Genomic DNA, 17,667 nt, shown 5'->3' on the forward strand with positions numbered 1-17,667 from the left:
CTTTTGCGCAATAAACATCACTGAATTTTTTACCAATTTGGAAGCTAAAAAAGAACGAATTTTCGGACAAGAGGTCAGCCTTGGCACCAAAGGCTTGCTAATGGCGATTTGTGTACTTCTTGTATGGGCGGTTTCCCTTACTTTAGTGTTGCGCAATGTTACCGACCTTACGCATCCTATAAATATTGTGTGGGTTCTTTGGCTCACACATTTGTACACCGGCTTATTCATAACCGCACACGATACCTTTCATGGAACTGTTTCGAACAATAAGACGGTGAATAAAGTTGTGGGAATAATTTGTGTTACCTTGTATGCTGCATTTAATTATACAAAAGTAAAAACCGAGCACCGTAAGCATCACCAAGCCGTGGCAACAGATAAGGATCCGGATTATTATGAAGGTGGATTTTTTCGCTGGTATTGGCATTTTTTACTGCATTATATTTCTTGGGTTCAAATTATAGTATTGGCCATTGCATTTAATGTAATTCATTATTTAACGGGTATTCCAAAGGCCAATTTGGTTTTGTTTTGGATAGTGCCACCGGTATTGAGCACCATACAACTTTTTTATTTTGGTACCTTTCAGCCACATCACCATCCCGAAACTATTGACAATATTCATAAAACCCGTTCCCAAAAAAAGAATCACATATGGGGATTTATTTCCTGTTATTTTTTTGGCTACCACCTCGAGCACCATAAAAAACCATATCTTCCTTGGTGGAAGCTATGGGCGGAAAAATAATTAATTCCCCAAAACCAAATCCGCCTTTTATTGTTGTTTAGAAAAATTAGATTCCAATATACATGAACAAAAAATCAAAAACGATCGCAATTATTGGCGGTGGCCCCTCTGGATGTGCCCTTGCCATTTTATTAAAACGTGCCGGGCATCAAGTGGCTGTATTTTATTTAGAAAAACGACCTGAAATTATTGTTGGCGAATCGCTTGTACCCGCAGTAGTGCCAATGTTGAAGGCACTTGGTGTAGAAGATGAAGTAAAATCCTACAGCACCTATAAACCAGGCGCATCCGTTTGGTTAAGCAAAGATGAGGAAACCACCTCTCCATTTAGCGCAGGGCAAGGAAAAATTGCACCCTACGCTTACAATGTACCCCGATTAAAATTCGACAAAACCATTTTTGATAAAGCAAAAAGCGAGGGCGTTACTTTTTTTGAACACATTGCCAAAATTGAAAAAACCGGTAATGATGATGAACTCAAACTTGCCGATGAAACCATGCAAATTTGTGGTGACTATTTTAAAGGGCAACCGCAATGGATTGTAGATTGCACCGGACGCACACGAACCATTGCGCGCTTGTTGGACATACCTGTAAAAACCGGAACCCGCAAAGACGTTGCACTTTTTGCACATTTATCAGGCGCCGAAAAAATTGATCCTTGCAACATTCACTTACACCGTTTGCACAAAGGCTGGAGCTGGAGAATTCCATTGGTTGATCGCACTTCAGTTGGAGTAGTTATTAACCCTAAACATTTGCCCGAATACGGAAATACAATAGAAGAACAATACGACAATTATTTAAAAGCCGACGATACTTTATGTCGCTTAACTGCCAATGCTAAGCGTGAAACCAATGTGGTAAAATACAGCAATTACCAATTGATTTCAGATCGTTTTTATGGAAAAAACTGGGTATTGACAGGCGATGCAGGAGGATTTTTGGATCCAATATTTTCGACGGGACTATTTCTTGCGCTTAAAGGGGCTTTTCGATTAGCCAAAACGATTAATGAAGAAGGCATTACAGAAGCAGCATTAAAAAAATACGAAAAAGAGCAGAAGTGGGAATTGCAAGTTTGGCAGCGCGTGGTAGATACCTGGTACAGTGGCCGATTGTTTACTTTATTTCGTGTTGGGCAGGACCGTTTAAATACGCCATTCGGGAAATTTATTGCTCCCCACATGGTAAAGTATTTAACACGGATTTTCACCGGTGAAGCGGTTTATACACGATACAGCCGTTATTTTTTACGATTTGTAACCGGCTCCTTAATTGATTTGATGCGCCTTGGCCGTCTTCACAATCGTGATGTACGCGATTTACAGGTAAATTAGTTTTTGTAAAACAATCCACTTAAAATGTCATTGCCCCATGAATGCAATGGCATTTTTTTATGACTATTCTCATAAAAAGGAGCATTCTTAAAAATTTATATTTGCACTCCGAAAACTCAATCACATAAAACTATGTCAACAAGCAAAAAAACCTGTGCTATCATTGGATGCGGAATATCAGGGATTGGTGCCAGTATTCGAATGGCAAATAAAGGATATAAGGTAAGCGTTTTTGAAGGTAATTCTTTTCCCGGTGGGAAGCTTTCTCAAGAAACGATTAAAGGATATCGATTTGATATGGGGCCCTCGGTTTTTACTATGCCGCAGTATGTTGATGAACTTTTTACGTTGAGCGGAAAAAATCCAAAAAAATATTTCAATTACGTGCATCTCGATCCGGTTTATCAATATTTTTTTGAAGATGGAACAGTGATTCATGGTTATCATGGCAAGGAAAAAATTGCTCGAGAAATTGCTTCTAAAACATCAGTGAGCGAAAAAGAGGTGTTGGACTATCTCAAAGATGTAGAAACCAAATACAAATTAACTGCAGAAGTTTTTTTACACAACTCCTTGCATAAAGTGAAAAATTATTTCACGCAACGCGTGGCAAAAGGTCTTGCCAACTTTGGAAAATTGCAGGCGTTTAAAACCATGAATCAAGCCAATGCTGAAGCTTTTAAAGATAAAAAAGTAGTTCAGATTTTTAACCGCTATGCCACCTATAATGGGTCCAGTCCGTTTAAAGCACCCGCTACGCTAAATGTTATTCCCCACCTCGAAATTAATTTAGGGGCTTTTATTCCAGTGGGCGGTATGTTTGCAATAACAGACTCTTTGGTGAAACTTGGAAAGGACATTGGAGTGGAGTATCGATTTAATAGTCCGGTTAAAGAAATTGTGGTGGAAAATGGAAAAGCTGTTGGCGTGCGCACCGATGCAGGTGTTGAAAAATTTGATGTGGTCATTAGCAACATGGATGTGTACAACACCTATCATAAATTATTGCCTTCTGCAAAAAAGCCGGAACGCACGCTTCGTCAAGAAAAATCGAGCTCTGCCATGGTTTTTTATTGGGGAATTAAACATGATTTTAAAGAGCTAAAATTGCATAACATCTTTTTTAGCGACAGCTATGAAAAAGAATTCTCCACTATTTTTGATAAAAAAACAATTTCTGACGACCCTACCATTTATGTAAATATTTCGAGTAAGCATGTGCCCGAAGATGCGCCTCCGGGTTGCGAAAATTGGTTTACGATGATAAATGTGCCCAACAACCAAGGTCAAGATTGGGATAAATTAATTGAAACCACACGCGAAAACATCATCAAAAAAATAAACCGAATGCTCAAAACCGACATACGGCCAATGATTGAATGTGAAATTGTATTTGAACCCCGCGTAATTGAGGCACGCACTTCAAGCGCTTATGGAGCCGTTTATGGCAATGCTTCTAACAATAAATTTGCAGCCTTTTTGCGCCATGCGAATTATTCCGGAAACATTAAAAATTTATATTTCTGCGGAGGAAGCGTTCATCCAGGACCAAGCATTCCGCTTAGCTTGATGTCGGCTAAAATTGCTACTAGTTTTATAAAATAATACTAAGGATTTTCAACGAGGTATATTAGCTTTTCACTAGCTCGCTTCTTTGGTTCATCACTCGCATAGCAATTGTCACTGCAAGGCAGAGTGCAGCCATAAGCATCCATAAATAATTATAGCCAAAATGCGCAATTATTTGAGAAGCTAACAAGGGCGAAACAATTTGCGCCAAGGACCAACTCATAGAATACAAAGAGGAATATTGTCCTCGATTACTTGCATTGGAGCGCTGCATCATAAAGCTGCTCATAAATGGCATCGCAAACATTTCGGAAAAAGTAATGAGTAACATGCCAATAATCAGCCAAAAAGTGGAATTAAAAAAAGGCATGAAAATGTAGTTCAGAAACAAAATAAAAGCACCCAAACTTATATAATTCAACTTCGTCCATCTCCCTTCAATTTTATATATCAGTACCATTTCAATTGCAGCAACCAATATTCCGTTCATGGCTAATAATCCGCCAATATGTTGCTCGCTTAAACCCTGAACATCTTTATAAAATAAAGGCAAAATAAATATTAATTGAAAAAAAGCAATTGCATAAGCCACATTCGCCAAACAAAAGAAAAGAAATACTTTATCCTTATAAGGGCTTTCTTTCGTTGTTTCAACCGTGAGATTCGCTTTTATAGTTTCTTTACTATTTCGACTTTTTAAAAACAATTTCACCGAGAGGGCTGCCGCCAAACAAGTTAATCCGTCCACCCAAAAAAGTAATTCGTAATTGTAGGATGCCAAAAAACCACCTACTGCCGGCCCAATGGTAAAGCCAACATTTATGGCCAATCGATTAAGTGATACCGAGCGGGTTTGTGTTTCGGGACTGCTATAAATTCCAATGGCAGCCATATTTGCCGGACGGAATGCCTCGCCGCATGCACTCACAAAAAAAGTCCCCACACATACAGCTAAAAATTGATGTAACTGTCCCAATAGAATTAATAATAATCCACTTAAAACTAAACTCCAAAGCATTATCGCGTAGTAACCTAGTTTATCTACCAATTTGCCACTAATGTATACGCCAGTCAAAGAACCAATCCCAAATAATCCCATCACCACTCCTACTTGTTGCACACTAAAATGCAGGTGGTGCTTGCCATACACCGTCATAAAAATAAGCACCATCGAACCGCAACGGTTTATGAATTGAACGCCAGCCAAAATCCATACAGCACGCGCTAATCCGCCAAAAGAATTTTTAAAAAGTGTTGGAATAGTTGCGGTCAAGTGTGTTTTCAGTTTTTTCAAAAGTAAGAGAAAAACGGATGCAATTATTATTTCACGCTTAGTGGTATATTTCTTTTATTTTTGCTCTATTACAATTTTAATCCAACTATGCATTCTCATATCATTTCAGCCGCTACCCTTGACTTTGAGCAAGTAGAAAAAATAATTTCTGAAAAACTTCCGCTAGCACTTTCACCTGAATCTAAAAATAAAATTGAAGCCTGTCGTACTTATCTCGACAATAAAATGGCCAATCACAAAGGTCCAATTTATGGCATCAATACCGGATTCGGCTCCTTGTGCGACACCAAAATATCAGACAAAGATTTGAGTAAGTTGCAAGAAAATTTGGTGATGAGCCATGCCTGCGGTGCAGGAGATGAAGTGCCTGCTGAACTGGTAAAACTAATGCTGTTGCTTAAAATACAAGGCTTATCCTATGGTAAGAGTGCTGTGCAAGTAAAAACGGTGGAGCGCTTAATTGATTTTTACAATCATGATATTTTACCTGTTGTGTATCAACAAGGTTCCTTAGGCGCTTCGGGCGATTTGGCTCCCTTGGCACATCTTTCATTGCCCTTGCTGGGGATGGGTGAAGTGTATTACAAAGGCGCAAAAAGAGCTGCGAAGGAAGTATTGCAAGAAATGAAATGGGAGGCCATTACCTTGCAATCTAAAGAAGGACTTGCCTTACTGAATGGAACACAATTTATGAGTGCTTATGGCATTTGGTGCATTTTAAAAGCAAAAAAACTCTCTGTTTGGGCGGATGCCATTGGCGCGCTTTCGCTAGATGCTTTTGATGGCAGAACTGAACCCTTTAAAGAACACATACACACCATACGTCCTCACAAAGGACAGCTGGAAACAGCAAAAACTATGCGGGCATTCTTAAAAGGTAGCGAAATTGCTTTGCAAAAAAAAGAGCATGTTCAGGATCCCTATTCTTTTCGCTGCATACCACAAGTTCACGGTGCAAGTAAAGATGCATTGAATTATGTAGCATCAGTTTTTCTAACTGAAATTAATTCGGTAACCGATAATCCAACCGTTTTTCCGGAAGAAGATGAAATAATTTCGGGTGGTAATTTTCATGGACAACCTTTGGCCATTGCGCTCGACATGCTGTGCATTGCACTCAGCGAATTGGGCAATATATCCGAGCGCCGCACCTATCAGTTAATTTCGGGATTGCGCAAACTTCCGGCATTTTTGGTTTCCAATCCAGGTTTAAATTCCGGATTTATGATTCCGCAATATACTGCAGCCTCTATTGTTAGCCAAAATAAGCAACTGTGCTCTCCAGCTTCGGTTGATTCTATTGTATCTTCAAACGGTCAAGAAGACCACGTGAGCATGGGAGCAAATGCGGCAACTAAAACGTATAAGGTGATTGAAAATGTGGAGAAAATACTGGCTATTGAATTGATGAATGCTGCACAAGCGCTTGAGTTTCGCAGGCCTCTAAAATCATCGACAGTGCTTGAAAAACTTCATTCAGATTATCGTAAAAAAGTTAGTGCTTTAGCAGAAGATCGCATCCTATACACAGACATGGAAGCATCAATTCAATTTTTAAAAAGTAACCCTTTACCCCATGTATAAGGTCCTCCTTGTTCTTATTCTTTTTACTGCTTTCGCAGGATGTAATACAGATAATAAGCAACAGCAAATTGCGAAGCTAAAAAACAGTGAAATGAAAAAACCACTGTTGCAAGCCAATCGCGGAATGGTGAACAAAGAAAATGAAGAAATAGATGCATACGTATCGCGCCGAAATTGGCAGATGGAAAAAAGCGGTAGCGGCTTACGTTATTTGATTTATAAAAAAGGCGCCGGAAAGCTTGCCAAAGCAGGAAAGTACGCTATTATTAATTATAAAATTACCTTGCTGGATGGGTCGGAATGTTATCGTTCAAAAGATAAGCCAGAGCGTTTTTTAATTGATCAAGATAATGTGGAGAGCGGTTTACATGAAGGAATCAAGTTGTTGCACGCAGGTGATAAGGCAATTTTTATTTTACCACCTCACTTGGCTCATGGCTTAATTGGAGATCAGGAAAAAATTCCTCCCTTATCCACTATTATTTATGATGTTGAACTTGTTTCAGTAAATTAACATTTTGCACACTTCCTTTAAAATAAGTTATTTTCTTGTACTTTTTATATTTCTGATAGCCTGCAGGCTTGAAAAGGAGAAAGAACGCTACCCTGGTTTTTCTCCTACAAAAAGTGGACTTTACTACCATCGACATAACATTGGAGAAGGAAAAAATTACCCTTCCGAAAATGATTTTTTGGAGGTGCAACTGCAATTTAAAAAAATGAATGACCAGCTTATACCGGTTAGTATTTTCAGAAATGAAAAAGGATTGGATACCCTACATTTCTCGCAAGAAAAAACTAAGTTTCAATTTTATGAAGCGCTCAGTTTGTTAAGCGAAGGTGACAGCTGTACCTTTATTATGAGTACCCATTTACTTTTCGACACGACTAATTTTAGTGGGATTTTAATTCCCTTTAATGGAGATTCTTTGGTAAAAATGGAAGCTAAACTTATTCATTTAAAAACTCCCAAACAGCAGGAAATAGAGCGTATATCCTATCAGCGGTTATGCGCCGAGCTTGCAGCAGATGAAGAACTAGTGCTAAACCACTTTTTAGATACAAGCTCCCAAAAATTCCCAAAAATTCCGGATGAAAATGGGCTTTATTTTTATCTTCTAAAAAAAGGAAATGGAAAGGCCGCAAAAGCCGGAGATGCGATAACTATAAGATATACAGGCACATTTTTGAATGGTGAAAAATTCGACAATTCCACTTATGAGAAAGAAGCTTTAAGTTTTAAGCTAGGAGAGCCGGGGCAAGTTATAAAAGGCATTGAACTGGCAATTTATAAAATGCGGGAAGGTGATATAGCCAAAGTACTCCTCCCCTCTTCGCTCGCCTTTGGCAGTAAAGGCTCCGCAGGAGGTATTGTGAGTCCATTTAAAACTGTTACTTTTGCGCTCGAAATTTTAAAAATCAATTAAAAATCCATTTTCACTAATGAAGAAAAATTTAACAAAAGGAATTGCTTTGGCTGTTCTATGTGCAGGCATACTGGCAATCGGTTTATCGTCTTGTAAAAAATCAAAATATCCCGGCTACGAAGATGCTGAAAGTGGTTTGGCATTTAAGTTCCACAAAAAAGGCGATGGCAAAATAACTCCCAAAGAAGGAGATATCATGAGCATGGTTATTGTATATAAAAACAGTAAAGATTCTGTGATTTTTGATTCACGTAAACAAGGGCAACCTATTTTAGTTCCATTACAAAAGCCAAGCTTTAAAGGGGGTATCGAAGAAGGTTTTGCTATGATGAGCGTTGGTGATAGTGCCAGCTTCGTTGTGAATGCAGATTCATTTTTTGTGAAAACTTTTAAAATGGAAACTCCAAAGTTTGTGGAAAAAGGAAGTGGAATCTATTTTGATTTAAAATTAGAGAAAGTAACTCCGAAAGCTGAGTTTGAAAAAGAACAACAAGAAAAACAAGCCAAGCAAATGGCAGATATGGAAGCGCGTAAAAACTCAGAAGTGAGCGAAATGGAAAAATACATTGCCGACAATAAAATCACTTCTAAACCTACTACAAGCGGCTTAGTTTATATCGAGGAAGTAAAAGGAAAAGGTGCTAAAGCTGAGAAAGGCAAAACAGTTTCGGTACACTATACCGGTACTTTATTAGACGGTACTAAATTTGATTCTTCTTTTGATCATCCGGATAAAGCGCCCATCGAATTTAAATTGGGTGAAGGTGCCGTAATTCCGGGATGGGATGAAGGTATTGCATTGATGAGTGTGGGAGGGAAAGCTAAATTTGTTATTCCATCCGGTTTAGCTTATGGTCCAAGCGGACAAGGCCCTGTAATTCCACCTTACAGCACATTGGTTTTTGATGTTGAATTAGTTAATGTAAAATAATCATGAATAAAATTATTTCAAGTTTTGTAGCAATAGCGCTATTAGCAAGTACTGCTGCCATTGCTCAAAAAAAAGAAGATACTTCTAAAAAAATGGGAAAAGACGAAACAATTACCACTGCTTCCGGTTTGAAAGTATTGGTAACACAAAAAACGAAAGGCGCACAACCTAAACCAGGTGATAAAGTAACAGTACATTATACAGGTAAACTAACCAACGATTCCGTTTTCGATAGTTCGGTAAGCCGCAACCAACCTTTCTCCTTTAAATTGGGCGCAAGGCAAGTAATTGAAGGCTGGGACGAAGGAATTGCTTTATTACACAAAGGTGAAAAAGCAACCTTAACCATTCCCGGAAATTTGGGTTATGGTGAGCGCGGTTATCCACCAATCATTCCTCAAAATGCAACCCTTATTTTTGATGTAGAATTGATTGATTTTGTGGAAAGCATTGCTCCAAAACCCTATGATGTAAAAGGAAAAGACACCTTGAAAACAGCGTCGGGCCTACAATACATTATGGTTAAAAAAAATGATGCCGGAGTTAAGGCAGAAGCCGGAAAATCAGTATCGGTGCACTATACCGGATATTTATTAGATGGTAAAATGTTTGATTCATCCGTAGAACGTGGAGAGCCTATTTCTTTTGGATTAGGTCAACACCAAGTAATAGCAGGATGGGATGAAGGTATTGCCTTGCTTAAAACAGGTGAAAAAGCACGCTTAATTATTCCATACAACTTAGCGTATGGCGAAGGCGGACAAGGCCCAATTCCTCCAAAAGCTACCTTAGTATTTGATGTAGAGTTGGTAGATGTGAAATAAACCTAAGAATCAAAAAAAAAAATCCCTGATTGCACAGCAATCAGGGATTTTTTTTGCCTATAAATTAAAACCCACTTCAAAATCAATTTATCCCTATTCGGCATAAAAAGTTGGGAGTACCTACATTTTTTACTGACCTTTGATAAAAATAACCGCAACATGAAAAAAATAATTCGCTTATCCTTTCTAGCAATCCTCGCAAGCATCACCCTTTTTTCTTGTAAAAAGGACGACAATTCAAACTCCGGAGCAACTGCTAATGTTACTAACCAAGTGATTCAAAGTGGTAAATGGGCTGTAACATTTTTTTCAGAAGATGGTGTCGATCATACCAATTACTTTAGTAATTATTTATTTGAATTCAGCAATTCAGGTGTGGTGTCAGCAACTAAAAATACCAATACTGTAAGTGGTACATGGCAAACCGGAACGGATGACAGCCAAGTTAAATTCATACTCCTATTTAACTCCATCTCACCTTTCGAGGATATAGAAGAAGATTGGCATGTGCTTGAACAAAGTTCGAGTCAATTAAAACTGGAGCATATTAGCGGTGGAAATGGTGGGACAAAATACCTTACCTTTGCCAAACAATAAGGCTTCCCAAAATATATGGCCAGTGATGCCGCAAATCAGCAAAAAGCAGTAAGTGCAACTTATTTTAGTATTGTAGGAAATGCTTTGCTTGCATTACTAAAATTCATAACCGGCTATTTAGGTAATTCCTATGCGCTTATTGCCGATGCCATTGAATCTACTACTGATATATTTTCTTCGTTTTTAGTTTTATTCGGAATAAAATATTCGAACAAACCGGCCGATAAAAATCATCCCTATGGCCATGGACGTGCAGAGCCACTAATTACTTTTTTGGTAGTTGGCTTTTTAATTACTTCCGCTACAATTATTGCCTACGAGAGCATTCAAAATATTGGAAATCCACACGAACCACCAAAATCATTTACATTGTTTGTATTGGGTGGCATTATTCTATGGAAAGAAATTTCTTACCGCATCGTCATCCGCAGAAGCAAAGAAATAAATAGTTCATCATTGAAAGCCGATGCTTGGCATCACCGTAGCGATGCCATTACTTCTATTGCAGCTTTTATTGGTATTTCAATAGCATTAATTTTAGGAAAGGGGTATGAATCGGCCGATGATTGGGCTGCATTGTTTGCTTCCGGATTTATTTTGTACAACAGTTATTTAATTTTCCGACCGGCTTTGGGCGAAATTATGGATGAACATGTTTACGACGATTTGATTGTGGACATTCGTAAAATTGCCCATCAAGTTCCCGGTGTGGTGGATACGGAAAAATGCTTTATACGAAAAGCAGGAATGAAATACCATGTGGAACTGCATGCCAGTGTTGATGCCCAAATCAGTGTAAAACAAGGCCACGACATTGCGCACTTATTGAAAGATACCTTGCGCGCCCAAATTCAGCAATTGGGGCATGTACTCATACATATTGAACCCAGTGGAATTAGCGATACAAACTAATGGTCCCGTATTGGTGAGTTGTTTCGCCATTGGCATATGAAGCATCTACAACATAATAATAAACTCCATCTGCCGCAGCATTGCCCTTAATTTTACCATCCCAAAAACCATCCAATCCCTCCCACTTCTTTACCAACACACCCCAACGATTATAAATTGAAACCGAAGCAGATTGAATGCACTCTTTGGGTACAAAAAATTGCTCATTGCTAGCATCGCCATTGGGCGTAAAAACATTAGGCAAAGTAAAATCTGCCCCACTAAAAATTACTTTCAAAGGAATAGTTTGTGTATCTGCACAAGCAGTATTAAATGCGGTTAACAAAACCGTGAATTCGCCTGATGCAGTATAGCTATGAATCACACTTGAATCGTTTGAAGTTAATCCATCACCAAATTGCCAATAGTATGCATTCGCATTTGTAGAAATACTTGATAATTCTACCGCATATGAACTACAACTCGAATCAACAGTTGTTACAATAAAATCGGCATTGGGCAGTGTGTTGGCCTTTACAAAAATTGTATCTTTTATGGAGCATCCGTCTAGCGTTGAACTAAAAATATATGCAGTATTCACCACAGGACTAACTATTGGATCAAGCACAGTTGAACTAAATCCGCTAGGAATACTTGACCAACCAAACGATGTACCTGTACCGGCATTGGCTGATAGTTGAACACTGTTTCCAATACACAAAGAAGTATCACTTCCTGCATCCACTAAAGTTGGCAAGGGTTTACTGGTAACATGTACGGTATCGGTGAAGGTACAAATGGGTTGAAAAAAAATATCGTCCAGCGCAAAATCATTACCTGCCACGTTTGTGTTTTGATTTACAATGCAAATTACCGCATTGGCATTGGTTCCGGAATTCCAGTTGGCCGAAAATTTTGTCCAAAGTCCTACTGTTGTAGGTGGTGAAAAAACAGCTCCCAAGGTTACACCATTAATAGAAAATTGCAAGAGTGGAACCGGCACAACGCAATTGGCCACCCAAGCCGAAAAATTATAATCCGTATTTTGAGAAACATTAATAGTTTGGCACCAAACAGATTGATTGGGCGAACCCGAACCATTCACTACCATCATGTTTCCCGCACCTGTGTGATCGGTAAAATGTTGAAAATTGGTATGTGCTAAGTTCGCATTGGTAGTCACTAAATAGGTTCCTTCCACCGAAATCGGCCCCCAGGTTCCGCCCGTTCCAACATTGTAATCGCTTGTAAAACCGGTGCTTCCAGCACTAAAATTACCATTCGAAACAACATCTGCACCAATTTCAGTTGCTTTGCAATAATACGTTCCAAAATTACTGATGTGGCGAATTGCCGCTGTGGAGCCATTATCCCACAAATAAGGAGCATTGGCCGATGGAGCGGTTAAATTATAATTAATAGGACTACCCGGGCAAAAAGAAGTATCACCGCCTAAAGAATAGGTAAAATTACATACTTGAGCATAACTAGTGCATGGAACTACCACAAAAAGAAATAATGCCAATTGAGGTAAAATAAAATTCGATTTCATGGATTAATTTTTAGCAAGATTATAATTTCTAACACAATACTACATACAATTTTTTAATTTCGAAACATTTAGGGAGCAGATATACCTTATCACACAGGAGTTTTAATCGCTTAGCGTATCATGAGGATTCGTAAAAAAACACTTAAATATTTACGTATATTTAAATGCTTTGCGCAATATGTTTTTGGGTTCAGAATGTCACTTTCACAATGCTATGCTGCGTGGATGTTAACCGGTACACGCATTAAAAGTTTAAGATTACTGATTATCTCAATTTAGTAAAGTTTCTGCGCAATTAATTATCGATAATATCATAAACTCTTTTCGCTATAAACCAAGCAAAGCCATTCAGATTAAAACCCTACAAACAAAGCTTTGCGAGATAATTAGGAACATTTTATTCAAATGATAACATCCTAACAAATAAACCTAAAAAATATCTTATTTTTACAAGAGTTAAATAAACTTACTATGAAAAGATTTTGTACTATTTTATTGTTGCTTCTGCCCTTCAGTTTCATATTTGCTCAAACGCCATCCCTTCAATGGCAAAAATCATTAGGGGGCACCGGCACCGATGAGGCGCGCTCTGTTTATAAAACGAGCGATGGAGGTTCCATTATTGCAGGAAATACCAATTCTGTTGATGGAGATGTGGTTGGCAACCATGGAAGCTACGATTATTGGGTGGTTAAGATGGATGCTGCAGGAAATGTGCAATGGAAAAAAACCTATGGTGGCAGTACCTCGGATAAAGGTTATGCCATTATTCAACTTAGCAATGGTGGATATTTACTTGTAGGAAACGCATCTTCCACCGATGGAGATGTTACCGGGAATCACGGTTCCAGCGATTATTGGATTGTGCGTTTAAACGCTATAGGGACAATTTTATGGCAAAAATCTTACGGAGGAACCAGCACTGATATTGCACGTGGTGCAATTCAAACCTTGGATGGTAAGTTGTTGGTAATCGGCTATTCTCGTTCTTCTAACGGCAATGTCACCAATGCACATGGCGGCTATGATTTTTGGTTAACAAAGCTTGACACTTCCGGAAATTTATTGTGGCAAAAAACGTATGGTGGAACCAAAGACGAATTGGCGTATACTGTGAAGCAGGCGGCAGATAGCAGTTTATTAATAGTTGGGTATACACTTTCGAACGACGGTGATATTTCTGGTCAAAACCATTCCGCTAAAAACGATATTTGGGTAGTTAAAACAGATAAGGCTGGAACAGTTTTATGGACAAGAACATTGGGTGGAAATTCTAATGATTATTCGAATTCATTTATTCAAACCAGCGACAATGGCTATTTAATTATTGGCTATACGGAATCCTACGATGGAGATGTGTATGGAAATTATGGACAAGATGATTTATGGGTAATTAAATTGGATTCATCCGGAACTACCCAATGGCAAAAAACCTATGGTGGCACTGATAACGACCGTGCCAATTATGCGGTGGAAACAAATGATGGAGGCTATGTAATTACGGGTCATTCAGAGTCGGATGATATTGATTTAACCAGCAATTATGGGAATAAGGATTTTTGGATGATAAAACTTTCAGCGGCAGGCCTCGTGGAATGGAAAAAATCGGTAGGTGGAAATTTGGAAGACAATTCCTATTCCGTTACTCAAAGTAGCGATGGCGGTATACTCGCTGTTGGTATTTCAGCCTCCACAACAAATGATGTTACGCTGAACCATGGTGGAGATGATTTTTGGATTGTAAAAATTTCTAATCTATCCGTAGTTGCTCCAAAGAAAAATGAAACTTGGTTTAGCGGTACAACTCGTAATATTAAATGGAAAAGTAATGGATCGGCCGGCTTAAAAATTGAATACTCTATTAATGGTGGAACCATTTACAGCACTGTAGTGGCTTCTACAACTGCAGGTGCATCTCAGTATGCTTGGAACATTCCTAATGGAATAAATTCCCATCAATGCAAAATTAAAATTACAGATGTAGCCAATTCAAGCAATGTCGCTTACAACGATTCCTTATTTTCGATTCTTACCTCCCCTTCTATAATAAGTCCTAATGGAGGAGAAATTTTATCGGCAAACTCGATAACCTATATCTATTGGCATTCTAAAATCAGTGCTACTTCTTTTAATTTAGAATATACTTTAGATGGCCTTAATTGGTTGCCCATTGCTAATGGGGTGAGTGCTTTTGCTAATGCCGATGGAAACAATTCGGGCTTCTATGCCTGGACCACACCCAATGTGAGTTCTACAACTTGTAAGGTGCGCATTACAGATGCAGTGAACACCACTTTAAAATCGGTAAGTGCAAGCAATTTCAGCATTAGCCAAGTTAAAACATTGGATATTACTTATCCTAATACCAACCTAACTTTAGCGGTTGGAAGCTCAGTATATATTTCTTGGATTAGTCAAGGCATCACTGCTGTGAACTTGTATTTTAGCTATGATGGAGGTGCTACCTATACCGCCATTGCTCAAAATTACACGAACACCGGTTTCTTTAATTGGACAGTTCCAAACAATACTTCAACCAACTGCTTCATTAAAATTGTGGATGTTAATTCCGCTTTGCAGGATGTGAGTGCTACTAATTTTTTCATTGTTCCGGCAAGCACTTCCTTAAATTTAGTAACTCCTAACGGTGGCGAAAAATGGCATATTGGAAGTAGCCATTCCATTACCTGGACAAGCTCTCAAATTGCTAACGTAAAATTAGAATACTCTACCGGCGCAGGTTGGACAAGCATTGCCAACGCTATTCCTGCGAGCAGTGGAAGCTATTTTTGGAATGTGCCAAATGCCATTTCTGCCACTTGTCGTGTTAAAATAAGTAATGCAGCCAATGCTTCAGTTTTTGATGTTAGTAATTTAGATTTTGAAATTGCCGACACTTTAAAATCACTTAGCCTCACAGCTCCAAACGGCGGTGAACAGTGGCAAGCCGGAAGTTATAAACCTATCACTTTTACCAGCAATAATATTAGTCAACTGGATTTATTTTATTCAACCGATACCGGATATACGTGGAATTTAATTTCGAATAATGTAACTACCAGCCCTTATTTTTGGTTGGTTCCTAATTCGCAATCCACCAAATGTTTGATACGCCTTTCTAACGGTGCGGGAGTTATTGATTACAGTAATGCATTTTTTACTATCACTGCTCCTTTTACAGGAACAGCGCCCTCCATAGCAACTTTTAATGTGAATTCCTTTTGTAAGAATACTACCTTCCCGGTGACCTTTGCTACCGTAGGCAGTTTCAATGCAGGCAATTATTTTATTGCACAACTATCTGATAATAATGGCAGTTTTGGGTTACCCACTTCAATTGGAAGTATTCAATCCACAAGCGCAGGAACAATAAACTGTGTAGTTCCGGATTATGTGCAGAATGGAACCAATTATAAAATTCGTGTGGTATCCGATAACCCTCCAACTATTGGAACTAACAATGGAACTAGCTTAGTGATTAACAGTCCTGAATTTGTATTTCCACCGGCCAATATTTATTATGCATTGCCAAATGTATATGCTACATTTTCCTATAATGGCAGCTCCAGCGGTGTCAGTTCCTATTTGTGGGATTTTGGGGATAACACCACTTCCACGCTAGCCAATACCGTTCATACTTACAATCAAATTGGCGTGTACGATGTATCGCTTACCGTTACCAGTACCAATGGATGCAGCATCACAAAAACCAATACCGATTATATTCATGTTGACAATACATTTCCGAACATTCCACTTTTTAGCAATACCAATTCTGATTTAACAGGAGCTTATTTTTTAGATGATTCGACCGGGTGTGTTGCGCTTGCAACAGGTGAATGTTTGTATACCACGGATGGTGGAAATAGCTGGATTCCAAAAATTAATACCGGATTAAACGATGCCTCTTCGGTGCAATTGGTAAATGGAAAATGGTGGTTAACATCTAAGGAAGGAAAGGTTGTGGAATCTACCAACAGTGGTGCCAGTTGGCTAACTGTTCCCATAAATATTTCGGCGCAGCAAAGTTTTAATGCTAGTTCGCTTAGCTCCACCAATTCAGGATTGGTAGTTGGAAAAAACGGAGCAATTTTTCGCTATACAGGCGGTGTGCTCAACTACGAAAGTTCAGGCACAACACAGGATCTAAATGCCATTTACGAAACAGGGACAACTGCATTTGTAGTTGGTGATGCGGGTACCATTTTAAAAAATTCAGGTAGTGGCTGGGTTCCACAAAGCTCAGGAATAACGAGCAGCTTAAGAGATGTAGTTTTTGTAAACGCTTCTCTTGGTTACGCTTGCGGCGATAAAGGAATTGTGCTACAAACAACAAATGGCGGCACAAGCTGGACACAATCCCTACCCCCCGGAGCCGAAATAGATTTTGCTTCCATTAGTGTAAGCGGTGTGGATACTGCATGGGTAGTAGGCTCTAAAGGCATTATTTATCAAACTGAAGATGCTGGTTTAACTTGGGCTAGGTTCAGCAAAGGAGTAGCAAACAATACCAATAAAATTACCTATAAGCAACCCAGAGGTTACATTGTAGGAAGCTCAGGCAGTTTGCGCACTTTTAACGGAAATATTGTTTTAGGTGCGTCACCAGAGTTAATTAAACCGCATCAGTTTTATACCATTTATCCAAATCCGGGTAAGGGAAATTTCACCCTTCGTTTTAGCACTTCCAGTTCACAAAATACCGAAATTACAGTGTTTGATTTAAAAGGTACTATTGTTTACAAAAGCAGTATTGAAGCGCTATCAACAAGTATGCAACTTGAAATGGATTTAAGAAAATTAGGATCCGGTATGTATTTTCTACAGGTTGAAAACGGACAAAATTATTTCGTTGAAAAAATTATTATTTCGAAATAAAGACAAGGGTTGTAAGCCTTTTTTTACAT

The 17,667-nt window shown here is 38.7% G+C and carries 13 protein-coding genes; 11 read left to right on the forward strand and 2 right to left on the reverse strand.

Going from position 1 to position 17,667, the window contains the following annotated elements:
• The first annotated feature begins 100 nt into the window (after positions 1 to 100).
• The 3 genes from IPP32_17080 (at position 101) to crtI (ending at position 3,696) form a co-directional block, all read left to right on the forward strand.
• Positions 101 to 751 carry a fatty acid desaturase gene (locus tag IPP32_17080; GenBank protein MBL0049797.1) on the forward strand — a complete coding sequence of 217 codons (651 nt, stop codon included), beginning with the start codon at positions 101 to 103 and terminating at the stop codon, positions 749 to 751.
• A 62-nt stretch (positions 752 to 813) separates the two neighbouring features.
• Positions 814 to 2,091: an NAD(P)/FAD-dependent oxidoreductase gene (locus IPP32_17085; protein MBL0049798.1), complete on the forward strand. Its 1,278-nt coding sequence runs from the start codon at positions 814 to 816 to the stop codon at positions 2,089 to 2,091.
• A gap of 132 nt (positions 2,092 to 2,223) precedes the next feature.
• Complete coding sequence (gene crtI / locus IPP32_17090) at positions 2,224 to 3,696, forward strand: phytoene desaturase (GenBank protein ID MBL0049799.1); 1,473 nt, start codon at positions 2,224 to 2,226, stop codon at positions 3,694 to 3,696.
• Positions 3,697 to 3,721: 25 nt separating this feature from the next.
• On the opposite strand, the gene IPP32_17095 is transcribed toward crtI, so the two are convergent.
• Positions 3,722 to 4,954 (reverse strand): MFS transporter, encoded by a 1,233-nt coding sequence (locus IPP32_17095; protein ID MBL0049800.1) that lies wholly within the window; start codon positions 4,952 to 4,954, stop codon positions 3,722 to 3,724.
• Between the two features lie 87 nt (positions 4,955 to 5,041).
• Between IPP32_17095 and hutH the strand changes: the two genes are divergently transcribed.
• The 7 genes from hutH to IPP32_17130 all read left to right on the forward strand — a co-directional run bounded on the left by hutH (position 5,042) and on the right by IPP32_17130 (position 11,229).
• Complete coding sequence (hutH, locus tag IPP32_17100; GenBank protein ID MBL0049801.1) at positions 5,042 to 6,538, forward strand: histidine ammonia-lyase; 1,497 nt, start codon at positions 5,042 to 5,044, stop codon at positions 6,536 to 6,538.
• 91 nt (positions 6,539 to 6,629) lie between these two features.
• Positions 6,630 to 7,052, forward strand: a complete 423-nt coding sequence (locus IPP32_17105; GenBank protein ID MBL0049802.1) for an FKBP-type peptidyl-prolyl cis-trans isomerase — start codon at positions 6,630 to 6,632, stop codon at positions 7,050 to 7,052.
• Between the two features lie 4 nt (positions 7,053 to 7,056).
• Entirely contained in the window at positions 7,057 to 7,965 is a 909-nt protein-coding gene (locus tag IPP32_17110) for an FKBP-type peptidyl-prolyl cis-trans isomerase (GenBank protein ID MBL0049803.1), read from the forward strand.
• 16 nt (positions 7,966 to 7,981) lie between these two features.
• Positions 7,982 to 8,896, forward strand: coding sequence for an FKBP-type peptidyl-prolyl cis-trans isomerase (locus tag IPP32_17115; GenBank protein ID MBL0049804.1), 915 nt, complete (start codon positions 7,982 to 7,984; stop codon positions 8,894 to 8,896).
• Positions 8,897 to 9,006: 110 nt separating this feature from the next.
• Positions 9,007 to 9,720 carry an FKBP-type peptidyl-prolyl cis-trans isomerase gene (locus IPP32_17120; GenBank protein ID MBL0049805.1) on the forward strand — a complete coding sequence of 238 codons (714 nt, stop codon included), beginning with the start codon at positions 9,007 to 9,009 and terminating at the stop codon, positions 9,718 to 9,720.
• Positions 9,721 to 9,879: 159 nt separating this feature from the next.
• The gene (locus IPP32_17125) at positions 9,880 to 10,317 is read left to right on the forward strand and encodes a hypothetical protein (protein ID MBL0049806.1); all 438 of its coding nucleotides are present in this window, start codon (positions 9,880 to 9,882) and stop codon (positions 10,315 to 10,317) included.
• Between the two features lie 15 nt (positions 10,318 to 10,332).
• Positions 10,333 to 11,229 (forward strand): cation transporter, encoded by an 897-nt coding sequence (locus tag IPP32_17130; GenBank protein MBL0049807.1) that lies wholly within the window; start codon positions 10,333 to 10,335, stop codon positions 11,227 to 11,229.
• Here the strand turns inward: IPP32_17130 and IPP32_17135 are convergent.
• Positions 11,213 to 12,760, reverse strand: a complete 1,548-nt coding sequence (locus tag IPP32_17135; GenBank protein ID MBL0049808.1) for a gliding motility-associated C-terminal domain-containing protein — start codon at positions 12,758 to 12,760, stop codon at positions 11,213 to 11,215. The two genes, IPP32_17130 and IPP32_17135, sit on opposite strands and share 17 nt — an antisense overlap.
• 471 nt (positions 12,761 to 13,231) lie before the next feature.
• Between IPP32_17135 and IPP32_17140 the strand changes: the two genes are divergently transcribed.
• Positions 13,232 to 17,638: a T9SS type A sorting domain-containing protein gene (locus IPP32_17140; GenBank protein ID MBL0049809.1), complete on the forward strand. Its 4,407-nt coding sequence runs from the start codon at positions 13,232 to 13,234 to the stop codon at positions 17,636 to 17,638.
• The last annotated feature ends 29 nt before the right edge of the window (positions 17,639 to 17,667 follow it).

The organism is Bacteroidota bacterium (assembly GCA_016721765.1).
Classification (GTDB): Bacteria; Bacteroidota; Bacteroidia; order UBA4408; family UBA4408; genus UBA4408.